Raw genomic sequence first — 15,023 nt, 5'->3', positions numbered from 1 at the left:
TTGAAAAAAACATCACTGGATACAGTATGCTTCCTTCGAAAGTCATTCATAACAAAGCAGGACGCTGCATGCCTGTTCTGCTGGCCGCCCTGATTTTTGCCGGATGTACCGGTCAGGCGCCGCAATCACCGACGGCAAACGTGCAGGGCAGCGCCCAGGGCACGTCCGACTACTACCTTCAGCAGATGCAGCAAAGCTCAGATGATAACAAGGTTGACTGGCAATTACTCGCAATCAGGGCGTTGTTGAAAGAAGGGAAGCTGCCCCAGGCTAAGGACCAGATTGGCCAGCTGCCGCAAAAGCTCAGCGATAAGCAGCGTCAGGAGAGCCTGCTGCTTCAGGCAGAACTGCAAATAACCCAGCAGGACGCCAACGGCGCCAGCGCACGGCTGAAGCAGATTGACGCGGGCTCATTGTCAAAAGACCAGCAGGTTCGCTACTACCAACTGCAAATTGCCGCGGCCCAGGGGCATCCATCGCTGGATCTGCTGCGCGCCTTAATCGCGCAGGAGCCGCTGCTGACAAATGCCGACAGACAAAAAAATATTGATGCAACCTGGCAGGCGCTGGTACAGCTCACGCCTGAACAGCTCAGCAACATGGTGATCAATGCTAACGAAAATATCCTTCAGGGGTGGTTGGATCTGCTGAGCGTCTACCGGACTAACGGCAGCAACCCGGATATGCTCAAAGCGGGTATCAGCGACTGGCAGAAGCGCTACCCCTATAACCCGGCGGCTAAAATGCTACCATCGCCCCTGAGCCAGGTGCAGAATTTCCAGCAGTCGTCTACCGGTAAAATCGCCCTGCTCCTGCCGCTGAGCGGGCAGGCACAGGTGTTCGCTAATGCCATTCAGCGCGGCTTTAACGACGCAAAAAATGGCGTACTGTCGCAGTCGCAGGCACCTGCTCAATCCTCAGCGCAGCCAGCGGCACCGTCAGCCTCCTCTGCGCCAGCCAATACCCCTGCCGTACAGACAGCCGCAGGTACATCAGCGCCGGCCAATCAGGCTGCTGTCAGTACTTCTGCCGCTCAGGCTAATCAGCCAGCCGCCAACCCGTCGGGTGCGTCGGTTCAGACGCCAGCCGGAAATGCAGACAATGCTGCTGCTCAGGGCCAGCCTGCTCAGCAGAGCAGCCTTGCCGCACAGACCGCTCCGCCTTCCAGCGCGACGCAGGTTCAGGTTTACGACACCAGTTCTCAGCCCATTGACCAGGTGCTGGCAAAAGCCCAGCAGGATGGCGCAACGCTGGTGGTCGGTCCGCTGCTGAAAAGCAACGTAGAGCAGTTAGCTAACGTGCAGACTCCACTGAACATTCTCGCCCTGAACGAACCTGAGTCTGTCCAGAACCATCCGAATCTCTGTTACTTTGCGCTTTCTCCTGAAGACGAAGCCCGCGCTGCCGCCCATCATATGTGGGACCAGGGCAAACGTGCTCCGCTATTGATGGTGCCACGCAGCTCGCTGGGTGACCGCGTAAGCAAAGCCTTCGCAACTGAATGGCAGAAGCTGGGCGGGAACACCGTTCTGCAACAGCAGTTTGGTTCAACGGGAGAACTGAAGCAGGGTATTAACAGCGGAGCAGGCCTGCGCCTGAGCGGTACGCCGATTACGACTCAGCCGCAGCAGCCGCAGGGCGTGACCATTGCCGGTCTGACCATTCCTGCCCCGGTGCAGGATACTTCGCCCTCTTCTGCCGACGGCGGCAGCGTAGATTCGGTGTATATCGTCGCGACGCAGGGGGAGATGGCGCTGATCAAGCCGATGATTTCAATGCGCACCAGCAGCCGCAGCATGGTACAGCTCTATGCCAGCTCACGCAGCAACCAGGCCGGTGCCGGTCCGGACTATCGTCTTGAAATGGAGGGTGTGCAGTTTAGCGACGCGCCGCTGCTTTCAGGCAGCAATCCGGCGCTAATGCAGCAGGCAGCGAAAACATTTAACAATGACTACTCGCTGGTTCGCCTGTATGCCATGGGCGTTGATGCCTGGACGCTGGCTAACCATTTTAATGAGATGCGTCAGCTGCCCGGCTTCCAGATCAAAGGAGAAACCGGTAGCCTGAACGCGTCACAGGACTGCGTGATCAACAGGAAGTTGATATGGAACCAGTATCGCCAGGGGCAAATCGTTCCGGCATCCTGAGTCGCCAGCAGACAGGGGCGGGCTTTGAACAACAGGCCCGCCGCCTGCTGGAGAATGCAGGATTAACGTTTGTTTCAGCCAACGTTCGCTTTCGCTGCGGGGAAATTGACCTGATCATGCGGGATGCGCATACGTGGGTTTTTGTGGAAGTACGCTACCGTCGCAACGCGCTGTATGGCGGCGCAGCGGCAAGCGTGACGCGAAGCAAACAGCAAAAGCTGCTGCGCACTGCCGCGCTGTGGCTACGCGGGCATGGAGCCAGCCTCGATACCACTGACTGCCGCTTTGACGTGGTGGCGATGACCGGGACACAGGTCGAGTGGTTGCCCAATGCATTTACGGCAGCGTAGCTGTCCGCCAATACGAGCCAGGTGAAAGAAGTGCTGGAAAGAATAAAAGTCTGTTTTACCGAGAGTATTCAAACACAGATTGCTGCAGCAGAAGCGCTGCCGGATGCGATCTCCCACGCGGCTATGGCTATCGTTCAGTCGCTGTTAAATGGCAACAAAATTTTGAGCTGCGGCAATGGCACCTCAAGCGCAAACGCCCAGCACTTTGCCGCCAGCATGATTAACCGTTTTGAAACCGAACGTCCAAGCCTGCCTGCGATTGCACTCAGTGCTGATAATATCCTGCTGACGGCTATCGGTAACGATCGTCTGCACGATGAAGTTTACGCCAAGCAGGTTCGGGCGTTGGGCCACACTGGCGATATCCTGCTGGCTATTTCAACGCGCGGCAACGGCCGTGATATTGTGAAAGCCGTAGAGGCCGCCGTAACGCGGGATATGACAATAGTGGCGCTTACCGGCTATGACGGCGGCGAGCTGGCCGGGTTACTGGGGCCACAGGATGTAGAAATTCGTATTCCCTCGCACAGAAGCGCGAGGATCCAGGAAATGCATATGTTAACCGTAAATTGCCTGTGTGATTTAATCGATAACACGCTTTTTCCCCAGCAGGACGTTTAAAGGAGCTTAAATGAAGGCATTCTCTGCACTTGCCGTTATTCTTACCGCGCTGATGCTTCAGGGCTGCGTGGCCGCCGTAGTAGGCAGCGCAGCGGTTGCAACTAAAACCGCAACCGATCCCCGCACCGTGGGCACCCAGGTGGATGACGGCACCTTAGAGTTGCGCGTAAGCAACGCGCTGTCCAAAGATCAGCAGATCAAAAACGATGCGCATATTTCCGCTACCGCATACCAGGGCAAGGTTCTCCTCAGCGGGCAGGCACCCACTGCTGACGTTGCCAGCCGGGCCAAACAGATCGCCATGGGCGTAGATGGCGCAACGGAGGTCTATAACGAGATCCGTACCGGCGATAAAGCCACCTTCGGCACCGCCTCTTCGGATACGTGGATAACCACCAAAGTGCGTTCGCAGCTGCTGTCGAGCGATCAGGTGAAGTCTTCTAACGTTAAGGTGACCACCGAAAATGGCGAAGTTTTCCTGCTGGGTCTGGTAACAGAGAGTGAAGCCAAAGCGGCAGCAGATATTGCCAGCCGCGTTGGCGGCGTGAAACACGTCACGACGGCTTTTACAATTCTTAAATAGCCTGACAGCCGCCCGTGTAGCGTTTTACACGGGCGGCCACGCTGCCGCTGCGCTTTATAACCGACTCAAACAGTCCATTGCCACCGCCTTGAAACTGTCGAAATCCGTGCTGTCCCGCAGCCGCACCATCGCCCTTTCGCGCATAAACGTCACAAACAGATCGTATATGGCCATCGCCTCTTCATATTCCGTCTTGCTGATCGCCAGCAGAAAAATGACGCAGGCCGTTTCATCCCCCCAGCTAATTCCCTGCGGAGCCAGCACGGTGTAAACCACCGTTTTCTTGGCTAACAATCCTAACGCGTGCGGCAGGGCGATCCCCTCGCCCAGCATGGTGCTGACGATGGCCTCACGCTCCTCCACCGAGGGGAAGAACGCTGCATCCACCACGCCTTCCTGTTCCAGCTGATCGCAAAGCGATCGGAACAGTTCGGACTGGGTCATGGGTCTGTCGATGATGCGGAAGTGGCTGGCATCAAAAAACTTCTCCAGCATATAAGGCCGGGTGCGATCGACCAGCACCAGCTTGCCAATCTGCTCCAGCTGATAGTCGGTGGGAAAAGGCGACATCACCACGACGGGCTTGTCCTTTTCGCTCAGGCGGGCTGTGGAGATAACAAAATCCTCCTCAACGCTACCCTGCTGCTCATATTGTCGAAGCGAAACAATATTACTGACCACGATCTGCGGATATTTCCGCATCAGCATGGCCTGGATCATCCGCACGGTGGAGTTACCCGTATCGCATACCAGCAAAACCTGCGGATGCCGCTGATAGCCCACGTTGTAATGCCGTTCCAGCCCCACGCCGATATGCAGAACCAGAAAGCCAATCTCGTTTTCGCTAATCACATAGGGGGTGTATTTCCCCCAGCTTGATACCGCCGCCAGCGTCACGTCGTACGCCAGCGGGTAGTGCTGCTTGATATTGGTCAGCAGCGGATTAGGAATATTAATCTGGTAGCGCATCCGCGTAATCATCGTTTTGATATGCGTCAGCAGGTCTGCACGAAGCTGTGGATCGTTTTGCAGATTGAAATTGTACTGGGTATTGATATAGCTAAGAATGTAGTTAACCAGCGATTCGCCATCGTCCGGGCTGATGGCGCTGGGAGCAATCTCCTCAATTCGCCTTGCGGCAATGTTCACCCGCAGATAAGCCTCCTCGGAGGGCGAGATATCCTTGCCGGTAACAGGCCGCAGCAGGTTGACGATGTGGCGGGCCGCATCCCGTACGTCTTCATCCACATCTTCCGCGCTAAAGTCAGAGAGCGGGTGACCTTCGCTGATGCGCCTTACCGCTACCGCACAGTAGAGGCGCAGATAAAACTCGCTGTCGTCAGTCATACGAATATGGAAGCGGCTGAAGCACTGCTGTAATAAAGGCTGTAGCTGGTCGAGAATACCGCTGTTCAGCGCCTCGATATTGAGCAGCGGGTTATCGCTGTCTTCCAGCGCAATCTGGTAGAGCAAATCGGTCAGACAGGTGCGAATCGCCACTTCACTGCCGAACAGCTTCATTCCATAGCGCGGCTTGGTTTCAACCGACAGTTTGTAGCGTCCCAGCCACTCTCTTACCTCAGCCATATCGCTCTGTAGCGTGGCGCGGCTGACAAACCATTCGTCCGCCAGGTCCTCCAGCTTAAGGGAGAAAGCAGAGGTGAGAAAACGGGTCAGCAGGTAGTGTACCCGTGCGGCAGAGGTACGCGGAACCCGCAGATGGGAAGGAGACTGCTGCTGTAGCAGGCTATAGCGGACGGCATCGTCGATCTTAAGCTGATAGCCTTCTCCGCGATTCAGTACAAAGCGCGCGCCGTGATCCACCAGCATCCCGTTGAGGGCTGTCACATCGGTGCGCACGGTGCGCGTCGAAACGTTGAAGCGGCGTGCCAGTTCATCCTGAGGCAACGTCTCGTTTTGGAGCAGGTCATACAGCTGAGCAAGGCGTTGGTTAGGAAATCTCACGATTTCTCCCGTCTTTATTGAGCCGGTCAGCGCGTCCGACTCGGGTTACAAAATGCTAAGGCGTGAGCACCAGCTGTGAGGGTGCGCCAACGGCCGTATAGTCCTGGGTAAAAGAGAGCGCGCCGCTGCTATCCACCCGGAAGCGCGTGATGTTATCGCTGCGCTGATTGATGGCGTAAAGCGTCTTACCATCGTGAGAGAGCGTAAGGGTGCGCGTGTAGTCACCTCGCGTCCAGACGTCATCTTTATGGCTCAGCGCACCACTGGATCCAATAGCAAAATGCGCAATGCTATTGTGCAGCCGGTTCGCCACGTAGAGATTCTTACCCGCTTTATCAATGACCAGCCCGGCGGCAAAGCTGGTGCCTTTATAGCCGTCGGGCAATGCAGAAACCGTAGCCCCCTCAGTCAGGACGCCGGTTTTCGCGTTAAGCCGATAGCGAGTTAACGTTGAAGCCTCTTCATTGATCAGATACAGCGCGCTGCCGTCCGGTTGGAAAACGAAATGCCGTGGGCCTGCGCCCGCAGAAGATGCCGGGATCCATGCGGGCGTATTAGCCTGTAGCTGGCCCGCGTTGTTCAGGCGATACTGATAGATGCGATCCAGCCCCAAATCGGTCGAGAAGACAAATTTTCGGCTGGGATCGCTGGCGATCATATGCGCATGCGGGCCGTTATGGTCGCTTGCCGCAAAACTCCCTTCGACCGCCGCCGCTGGGTGGCTGGCACCGGCTGGCCCACTGTCCTGCTGCGTATCGCTGGCTTCTCCCAGGCGGCCATCGGCCTGCACCGGCAGCACCGCTTTACTCCCACTAACGTAGTTAGCAACCAGCAAATACCTCCCGTCCGGGGTCAGAGAAAGGTATACCGGTCCGGCCCCCTGCGAACTGACCTCATTCAGCTTTGTCAGGCTGCCATCCCCATTGATGGTATAGGCAGCCACCGTCCCTTTCTCGCTCTCACTGGCAACGTAGAGCGTTTTCCCTTTGGCATCAAGGGTAAGCTGCGCCGCATTTGCCTGATGACTTACCAGGGTTTTATCACTCAGTGAGCCATCGTGCGGGCTAACCTGGAAGCGGTAGACGCCCTCACCGTTGGGATTATAAGTACCGACATAAGCATACTGTGCATGGGCCGCCAGCGAAGTGGCGGCCATCAGGGATAATGAGAGGACGGTAATTAACGGGCCGTTGCGCATGGTGATCCTCATTCAGAAAAGAGGCCGACCAGCCTCGGTCTGAGGCTGGTCGGGCGGGCTTATTTAACCCATTTTTTGGTCATTGCCAGCAGCGCACTGACATCGGCAGGGCGCGTATTACCCGAGGCTTTATCAATGATGGAGCTGTAGATATGCGGGATGATTTTGCTTACGCCAGCATCCAGCGCAATTCGCAGAATCGCCTCATAGTTTTCCAGATCGATTCCGCCGGTTGGCTCAAGCCAGAAGTCCTGCTCCGCACAGGCCTTCGCCACGGCGGTGAACTCATCAATAGCTTTCAGACCGCCCATTGGGAAATACTTCACCGAACTGCCACCCATATCTTTCAGCATAGCAATAGCGGTTGCCACCGGCACAATGGCATCAGCTGCCCTTGAGCTCAGCGGGCCGGTAGAGATTTTTACCAGGCCGGGCGTGCCGGTAGGCGAAATCAGACCGTTTACGACGGTTTGGTTCTGCCCCAGCAGCGCACGGCTGGTTGCCACGCCGGTAAAGACCTGATTAACGTGCTGCGGCTGAATTTCAGCGGAGATGGCGCTCACCATCGCCGACTGGTTAGGGTCGCCTGCGCCAAGGCCGACGGAGAGCGCATTGTCGATAAGCGCAGCGTATTCACGCATGTCGGCAACGGCGCTCGCTACGCTATCATAGTTTTTCGACAGGACGCCCACCAGCACATGGCCTTCAGCGGCCTGCCAGATCTCACGGGCATTCTCTTTTGAACCAGCCAGCACGTTGAGACACACGCGCTGTTGATAAAATTTAGGGTTCAGCATCATGCTTTTTTCTCTCCTGCTAACAACGCGTTAATACATGCATAGATGGTATCTAACTGCCCGACCGACACGCTGCGCACGTCGACCTCAATAATACTTTCGTTAGCTTTATAGCCGCGGAAGTAGATGGCGATTTCACCGGTTTTCAGCGCCTGCACCACATCGCCGGTGGTATAACCTATTGCCGTTTCATCCAGCTTTATCTCGGCTCGCGCAATGTCGCGCCCCGCCGAGTCCCACACCACGCGGGCGGTAATGCCATTCAGGCCGTTCAGATTGCTGATAAACGGAGTCATTTTTTCAACCATCTGCACGCCAGTGACCTTCTCCTGGGTCAGATAGCTTTCAATCGCCTGGGTCAGCCCCAGAATGCCCTCTTTGCCCACTTTCATGGCGCGACCAATACCCATTGACTGCCGCTTTACCCACTCAACAGGCTGCCTGCGTCCCATGACCAGGCCACTGGTAGGGCCTTCCAGCGCTTTGGCACCGCTGTAAATCACCAGGTCTGCGCCGTACTGGTAGTAGCACTTAAGATCTTCTTCTGCGGCGGCATCCACGATCAGCGGGACACCGTGTTTGCGGGCTACCGTGGCCGCCTGCTCAACGTTGAGGTGGCTTTTCTGTACGCAGTGGTGCGATTTAATATAGAGAATGGCCGCGGTCTGCGGCGTGATAGCCGCGGAGAGCTGATCGGCTGAGCACTCGTTAGCGTAGCCCGCTTCTACCAGACGTCCTCCGCCCAGGGCGACCATCGTTCCGACCGGCGCGCCGTAATTCACGTTATGGCCTTTAGGGACAACGATATCGTGTGGCACGGTTAGCGGCGCGGCGTGGAGGTTTTCCAGCAGCCAGTCGTTATCCTTCACAATCACCCCGGCTACGGCCTGAGCGATACCCGCAGACGCGCAGGAGACCACCACCGCATCTTCCGCCCCGAGCAGCCCGGCGATATACGCACCGGTCTTGTTAACCAGGTCTTTCATTTCAAAGTAGTGATTCAGCCCGTATTTGACCGTATCAACCACCTCTTCACCCGGCGTCGATACGCCCAGAATGGTCATGCGGCCTGAGGCGTTAATGACCTGCTTCAGGCCATATTTTTCATAAATTGACGACATGATGCTTTTTCCCTTCATCGGTAATAAACCACTCGCCACCCACAACGGCGGCCAGAGGTATCAGCTGTTTCTCACCGGCAACCGACTGCCCTTCGGAGTCGATAAACAGGCAGGGTTCTTCTTTGAGATCAAAAAGGGTCAGGTCGGCGTCAAGTCCCACTTCAAGCCGTCCTCTGTCGTGCAAACGCAGGCCCTGGGCAGCGTGAAGCGTCACACAGTCAATAATCTGCGGCAGCGTCATACCCACACTGAAGAATTTCGACATTACGTGAGCCAGCGAATGTACCGGGCCGTTAATGCGGTTGCGGCAGTAGATATCTGAACTGATGGTGTGCGGCAGAATGCCCTGTGCGATGGCCACGCGGGCGACCTCAAAGCTAAAGCTGGCGCTGCCGTGCCCCACATCCAGGCGTAACCCACGATCCAGGGCCCGTTTAACCGAGGCGCGAAGCTCTCCGGCGGGCGTCAGAATACGGTTAGGCTTACCGTTATAGCAGTGAGTAATGATATCGCCGCTGCCGAGCAGGTCGGTGATTTCGTCAAGGTCCGGCGGATTATTACCGATATGCACCATCAGCGGCAGATTGCCATTTTCCTGCTGGATCTCTTTGGCTCGCACCAGCGGCTGAATGCCGTTTGCACCCACCACGCTGCTGCTCATTCGCGCCTTAATACCGAGAATAAAACCTGGTAGCCGCTTAATGGCATCGCGAATGCCCACCCTGTCGATCTGACTCATATCCGCCAGCTCGTTTTGCGTCACGATGCCGGTGCGGGCAATATTGAGCAGAGCATGAACCCGCGTATCTGCCTCGCGGGTGATCTGATAAAAATCGTCGATATCGTCCGCGCCGGTACTGCCTGCATCCACGACGGTGGTGACGCCCATTGCCACGCCGATACGATCGGCCTCATCATGATAGATGGGCGATTTAGGGTAGCAATGGACGTGCGAATCGATCCAGCCCGCGCTAAGCCAGCACTGCCCGGCAAGATCCTTCTCAGTGGCCGCTTCCCCGCGCACTTCGCCGAGTGCAGCAATTTTACCGTCGCTTATGGCGATGTCGGTCAGGCTGCCATCGGGCAGACGCGCACGGCGGATAACAAGATCAAACATGACTGACTCCTTTAATACCGGATGCCGCAGCATCCACAACGCGGTTTGCCCATTCCAGGCAAACCGTCGTGACATCAGAGGGCTACCGGGAAAATCGCCCCCAGTAACATCGCCCCCAGAATGGCTCCGCCGGTAATGGGCTTATTCCACATATAGAACAGCAGCGACCCCAGCAGCGAGCCTAAGCCAATCGGTATTGAAGCCGTCATCGCAGAGAGAATAATCAACGGCCCCAGAAAGCGACCAGAGGTGTTCCCTGCCCCCATCATCACGTCTGCACCATAGGTGGAGTCGCTGTTATTGATGGTGAACCTGCGCGCCAGAATAATCACGTAACCCACCGCAACCCCAAGCACCAGTCCGGTTACCAGCGAGGCCGCAAAGTTCGTCACCGGGTAGATAATTCCGGCCCCCAGCAGCAGCGCCGGTACGCCCAGCCCGATGCCGGTCTGAATCGCGCCGCCAATATCCAGGATACCGACCAGTGAGCCTTCAATGATGCGGGCAAACAGAAAGCTGGCGCCAAAGGCTGCAACCGCGCCGTAGACGCCGGTTTCCATTCCCGACCGCAGCATGGAGACAAAGGCGACTTCATTGAATGCGCCCAGCCCGTAGACGTAGTACATGTGCGTCCCGGCGAATACTCCGGCAGACAGCAGGCCGACAAAAATCGGAAAGGACCAGTCTGCATACCAGAAACCGTTTTTTGACTCTTCCATCGTCATCGTCCTCTTATTTACCGCTCATGGCGTTATGGATCATTTCCAGCCAGCCCGGCACGCCCAGCTGGAAGGATTGCAGCATTTTCATGTCAAAACCGCGGAAGAAGCCGCTGAGCACGAAAAGCAGAACGATGGCAGCCATCATCACCTTAGTGACTTTATTCCAGCCGCTCTCTTCAACGCCTTTACCAATCAGGATGCCCAGCACCAGACCCGGTACGGCATTCCCCATCATCAGTTGCGCAAGACCGCCGAAAATCGTGGCCCAGAATCCCGACTTCTTACCGGCATCAATCGCAGCCAGCCAGAAGATCACCGGCATCACGGTATTCACCAGCAGATTCGCAGCAGGCACCAGTACCTTAACGGCGGTGACCTGTAGCGCAGCCGGAACGGCGGAGGCGGTTGAATTAAGGAAGGCAACCACGATCATGCCGATGATGCCGCAGGCAATCGCCATTTTTTTCGGATCGTGGAGGGTTTCAGCGACGTTACGGTTTTTCACCATCAGCGCAGCGGCACCCCAGTGGGGGATAATGCGGTGATCGACATCCTGAGTGAAGGAACCTGCCGCCACGGAAGAGGCCCAGGCATTAAAGAAAAAACCCAGACCAAAAGAGAAGTGAGAGGCCGGATCGCCTTCACAGGAGTTAAGTTCACCCAGTGTACGAAATGCACCCATTCCCTGCGTGGTGGGGGCGTGGAACATACGCGCAGCACCTGCGCCTACGCCGACACCAACCAGACCGCCGATGATGAGTGACTTAAATAAGATTATTAAAAACATCAGTCTTTCCTTTCAGGCTTGCGCCAACGTTTTTAAATCATGATTATTGCTGCCTCAGGGGCAGTGCTTTATTTCGTGACGAAATCGACCTTATCGGCGTCGATGACGGTCACGCTAACGGTAATATCCAGCTCAACGCTGTAACTCCGTCGTTCTCTCGCCAGAAAGAAAAACAAAAATTTCTCCTTTCTGACGCTCTGCTGTGCACGGACCACCCTGACATCCTGGGGTTCAATACGCAGCAGTACCTTGCTGGTCGATTTAAGTAGCGTGTTCTGTACCCGGCTTAACGCGTCAGCAAAGGCGCGGGACTTGCTGTCCCCTTTGCCGCTTACGTTTACCGTCGTGGTGAATTGCTCCTTCATCGGTCAGCCACCGTGTTTTTTTGTCCATGCCTGAACCAGACGTTCGCCCAATTCTTCTTTATCCATAAAGCCAAAACCCAGCGCGACGGCACCTTCGTTGATAGCGGTAACGCCTTCATCGACGGAACGCATCCCGTACTTTGCCTTATAGCCGTGTTTATTCTGTGCGGTGATCGACCCTGCGCCGCCGCTGCCGCAGAACGAGATGCCAAAGGACGCCCCTTCCGCTTTCATTACGTCGCCCAGCTTCATATCGGCCGCGACACCGGGGATGACGATAGCTTTCCCCCCCGCTTTCTCAACGCCTGCCGCAACTTTCTGGCCTTTACCTAAACGGTCACCAATGACCACGATTACCTGTGACATGCCTGCTCCTTGATTCAATGAATGATGTCGTTATCAATTACAAAATGCGTGACGGGGTGGCGACCACGCAGCGGTTTGGGCGTCCATCAAGACGCCGTCATCCCCCAGTTTCACTCCGGACCCGTATTCTCTTTCGCCACTTCAAAATGGACCGACAGCATCCAGGCTTCCTCCACGGGCAGGTTACCGAACAGATCAACAACCTGCTGTGCCAGTGCCATTGATGTAGCGGAGATATCTTCAAACAGATCGGCTTCTACTTCAGGCAGCGGCTCACCGGTAATCGAACGCAATGCCATTGCCCGCACGTGTGAGGTCAACATTTGCTGCTGAACCGGGTTGGGATATATATTTTTGGCGGTAAAAATATCTGCTATCTGCGCCATGACCTTCTCCGCCAGCGCCTGAATAGCCCGATCTTCATTAGCCGTATTAATCGATACCGCTGCATTGTCCAATTTACGTCCCTCTTTTTCCGTTTCTTCCCGGCCAGGAAATTTGGTGAATTTGTGATGTCCGTAAAATAGCGCCCTTGCCTGCTGGTGTGTAGAACGACTTTTTCCGTTTCAAAGTGGAAATACGCTGCCGAAATACGATCGAGTACGCAAAAGCGCTAATTCGTGCACGATCGGTGGAAACAGCCAGAGGAATATCACAGTCTGCTCGAAATTTTTCTAAAATCGTTAATTATCATTCAAAACAGGATGTTAAGCGCGAAGGGTGCGCATGTATCCAGAGGAAAAACTTATCGTTCTCGTATTATGGATGCTTTTATGGAAATAATAGGCGCTAACGATGATAAGGGGTAATGACTATAATATAAAATATAAGACCATTTTCCGCCATTGAGATAATGTTATTTTTTAGAATTTTATTTTTAGTGCCAGGTTAAATAAAAAATAGAAGCGTTATTTAATTAATAATAATGGCCCGAAAAAAAGCATCCCTTTTAACAGCCACTAAAAAAGGCTCCGCAGAGCCTTGCCGTTTTAGCGGAATTTTTTGTGATTAGCATCACGGGTGACGGCAAATTTTTTGGCCTCCGCCTTAGCACCCGCCAGGTCGCCCGCATCAACAAGTTTAATGCTGCTATCAATCTGGCGGGTTAGCGTCTCCAGCCCGGCACGGAAATCCTTCATTTGTGCGCTATCGGCGGGCTGGCCTTTGAGTTTATCAGGCGTCTGGGTTTTGGCATCACCGGCCGCCGCCCGCATTTTGGTCAGCGCCTGTTTCATTTCCGTCGCGTCGTCCGTTTTGGTCACGGTGCGCAGACCCGCATTCAGCGTATCCATATCCTCTTCCAGACTCGCCAGAGCAGAGAGGCTGGAACCCATCAGGGTCACGGTTAACAGGGCCAGTAAACTTTTACGCATTGCTCAATTCCTTATTTTTATTTAAAGAGAACAGCAAAAAGGGTGACCCTAAGGCCACCCTGATAATAGTACGCAATAACTGAGAAATTGCCGCAGCCGGAAATTACTGCCCGGCTATTTTCATTTCTGGCAGCAGCACGGAACCACACTGAATATTGCTGCGGGTTTCGATATCGCTACCGACGGTGACCATATTACGCCACATATCCTTCAGGTTTCCGGCGATGGTCACTTCACTGACCGGATACTGAATTTCACCGTTTTCCACCCAGAATCCCGCCGCACCGCGCGAATAGTCGCCGGTAATACCGCTGACGCCCTGTCCCATCAATTCGGTGACCACCAGGCCAGTGCCCATCTTCTTCAGCAGCTGATCGAAGCTGTCGCCCTGGCCGTTAATACGCCAGTTATGAATACCGCCCGCGTGGCCGGTGCTCTTAAGGCCAAGTTTGCGGGCCGAATAGTTGGTCATCAGCCAGGTCTGGAGAATGCCATCCTTAATAATGTCGCGATCGCGGGTCTGCACGCCTTCGCTGTCAAACGGCGTGGAAGCCAGACCTTTCAACAGGTGTGGCCGCTCCTGAATGGTCAGCCACTCAGGCAGGATCTGCTGGCCCATCGAATCCAGCAGGAAGGTGGATTTACGGTAAACGCTTCCACCGCTGATGGCCCCCACCAGGTGGCCAAACAGGCCGGTCGCCACTTCGGCGGCAAAAATGACCGGGGCTTTCATGGTCGACAGCTTACGCGGTGAAAGACGCGACAGGGTGCGACGGGCGCACTCTTCGCCCACCCACTCCGGCGACTGTAAATCCTCCATCGCGCGGCCGATGGTGTAGGCGTAGTCACGCTCCATATCGCTGCCCGCGCCTGCTATCACGCTACAGGAGATCGAGTGGCGGCTGGAGCTGTAACCCTGGATCATACCGTGACTGTTGCCAAACACCTTCATGCCGACATGGCTGTTAAAACTGCCACCCTCGGTATTGGTGATGCGCGTATCGCTTTTTAGCGCCGCCTGCTCAGCGCGGGCAGCCAGTTCGATCGCCCGGTCCGGATCGAGATCGGAAGGGTGAAAAAGATCGAGATCCGGTGCATCAAAGGCCAGCAGCTCGCGATCGGCTGGGCCCGCGTAAGGATCCGGCGAGGTGTAGCGGGCAATATCGATGGCTGCCTGCACGGTGCGTTTGATCGCGTCCGGGCTAAGATCGGTCGATGACGCGCTGCCTTTACGGTTCTGATGATAGACGGTGATACCCAGGGCGCCATCGCTGTTAAATTCTACATTTTCCACCTCACCGTAGCGCGTACTGACGCCAATACCGGTGGTTTTGGTCACGGCGACTTCCGCCCCATCGGTGCTGGCCTTCGCCAGTTCGAGTGCTGTCGCTACCGCCTGTTCGAGGGTTTTACGCTGTTCTGCAACTTGGGAGAGTAATTTCATCGACCTACCATATAATTAACAGAGGGCTTTCTGACCGCGTAAAAGCGCCAGATTTCCAGACTCTTTG

Annotated in this window: 16 protein-coding genes; 4 read left to right on the top strand and 12 right to left on the bottom strand. The window is 55.5% G+C overall.

Annotated elements, in window-relative coordinates; all coding sequences use genetic code 11:
- The first annotated feature begins 26 nt into the window (after positions 1-26).
- From AAGR22_RS03020 to dolP, 4 genes are read left to right on the top strand one after another with little or no spacing between them, the layout of a single operon-like run.
- Positions 27-2,147, top strand: a complete 2,121-nt coding sequence (locus AAGR22_RS03020; RefSeq protein ID WP_345830196.1) for a penicillin-binding protein activator — start codon at positions 27-29, stop codon at positions 2,145-2,147.
- Positions 2,105-2,497, top strand: coding sequence for a YraN family protein (locus tag AAGR22_RS03015; protein ID WP_067704041.1), 393 nt, complete (start codon positions 2,105-2,107; stop codon positions 2,495-2,497). The genes AAGR22_RS03020 and AAGR22_RS03015 overlap by 43 nt, the downstream gene beginning before the upstream one ends.
- Before the next feature lie 30 nt (positions 2,498-2,527).
- Entirely contained in the window at positions 2,528-3,118 is a 591-nt protein-coding gene (gene diaA / locus AAGR22_RS03010) for a DnaA initiator-associating protein DiaA (protein WP_067704043.1), read from the top strand.
- A gap of 10 nt (positions 3,119-3,128) precedes the next feature.
- Complete coding sequence (gene dolP / locus AAGR22_RS03005) at positions 3,129-3,701, top strand: division/outer membrane stress-associated lipid-binding lipoprotein (protein WP_345830193.1); 573 nt, start codon at positions 3,129-3,131, stop codon at positions 3,699-3,701.
- A gap of 54 nt (positions 3,702-3,755) precedes the next feature.
- Here the strand turns inward: dolP and AAGR22_RS03000 are convergent, their stop codons facing one another.
- From AAGR22_RS03000 to pmbA, 12 genes are all read right to left on the bottom strand, one after another.
- Positions 3,756-5,666 (bottom strand): PRD domain-containing protein, encoded by a 1,911-nt coding sequence (locus AAGR22_RS03000; RefSeq protein WP_345830191.1) that lies wholly within the window; start codon positions 5,664-5,666, stop codon positions 3,756-3,758.
- A 55-nt stretch (positions 5,667-5,721) separates the two neighbouring features.
- Entirely contained in the window at positions 5,722-6,864 is a 1,143-nt protein-coding gene (locus AAGR22_RS02995) for a lactonase family protein (protein WP_345830189.1), read from the bottom strand.
- A gap of 59 nt (positions 6,865-6,923) precedes the next feature.
- Complete coding sequence (locus AAGR22_RS02990) at positions 6,924-7,664, bottom strand: KDGP aldolase family protein (protein WP_345830187.1); 741 nt, start codon at positions 7,662-7,664, stop codon at positions 6,924-6,926.
- The gene (locus tag AAGR22_RS02985; RefSeq protein WP_067704058.1) at positions 7,661-8,782 is read right to left on the bottom strand and encodes a DgaE family pyridoxal phosphate-dependent ammonia lyase; all 1,122 of its coding nucleotides are present in this window, start codon (positions 8,780-8,782) and stop codon (positions 7,661-7,663) included. Before AAGR22_RS02985 ends, AAGR22_RS02990 begins: the two co-directional genes overlap by 4 nt.
- Positions 8,766-9,899, bottom strand: a complete 1,134-nt coding sequence (locus tag AAGR22_RS02980) for an amidohydrolase/deacetylase family metallohydrolase (protein ID WP_345830185.1) — start codon at positions 9,897-9,899, stop codon at positions 8,766-8,768. The genes AAGR22_RS02985 and AAGR22_RS02980 overlap by 17 nt, the downstream gene beginning before the upstream one ends.
- Positions 9,900-9,973: 74 nt before the next feature.
- Positions 9,974-10,618 carry a DUF4310 family protein gene (locus AAGR22_RS02975; protein ID WP_345830184.1) on the bottom strand — a complete coding sequence of 215 codons (645 nt, stop codon included), beginning with the start codon at positions 10,616-10,618 and terminating at the stop codon, positions 9,974-9,976.
- A 13-nt stretch (positions 10,619-10,631) separates the two neighbouring features.
- Positions 10,632-11,408, bottom strand: coding sequence for a DUF4311 domain-containing protein (locus AAGR22_RS02970; protein WP_067704067.1), 777 nt, complete (start codon positions 11,406-11,408; stop codon positions 10,632-10,634).
- Between the two features lie 68 nt (positions 11,409-11,476).
- The gene (locus tag AAGR22_RS02965) at positions 11,477-11,773 is read right to left on the bottom strand and encodes a DUF4312 family protein (RefSeq protein WP_067704070.1); all 297 of its coding nucleotides are present in this window, start codon (positions 11,771-11,773) and stop codon (positions 11,477-11,479) included.
- Between the two features lie 3 nt (positions 11,774-11,776).
- Positions 11,777-12,139: an SFCGS family glycine-rich protein gene (locus AAGR22_RS02960; RefSeq protein ID WP_067704073.1), complete on the bottom strand. Its 363-nt coding sequence runs from the start codon at positions 12,137-12,139 to the stop codon at positions 11,777-11,779.
- A gap of 110 nt (positions 12,140-12,249) precedes the next feature.
- Positions 12,250-12,525 carry a glycine dehydrogenase gene (locus AAGR22_RS02955; RefSeq protein WP_231877596.1) on the bottom strand — a complete coding sequence of 92 codons (276 nt, stop codon included), beginning with the start codon at positions 12,523-12,525 and terminating at the stop codon, positions 12,250-12,252.
- A gap of 603 nt (positions 12,526-13,128) precedes the next feature.
- Positions 13,129-13,512: a cytochrome b562 gene (gene cybC, locus AAGR22_RS02950; protein ID WP_345830182.1), complete on the bottom strand. Its 384-nt coding sequence runs from the start codon at positions 13,510-13,512 to the stop codon at positions 13,129-13,131.
- Positions 13,513-13,615: 103 nt separating this feature from the next.
- Entirely contained in the window at positions 13,616-14,956 is a 1,341-nt protein-coding gene (gene pmbA / locus AAGR22_RS02945) for a metalloprotease PmbA (RefSeq protein ID WP_345830181.1), read from the bottom strand.
- Positions 14,957-15,023 lie beyond the last annotated feature (67 nt).

It is taken from the genome of Erwinia sp. HDF1-3R (assembly GCF_039621855.1).
Lineage (GTDB): Bacteria > Pseudomonadota > Gammaproteobacteria > Enterobacterales > Enterobacteriaceae > Erwinia.
This window is presented reverse-complemented; position numbering and strand designations above follow the sequence as displayed.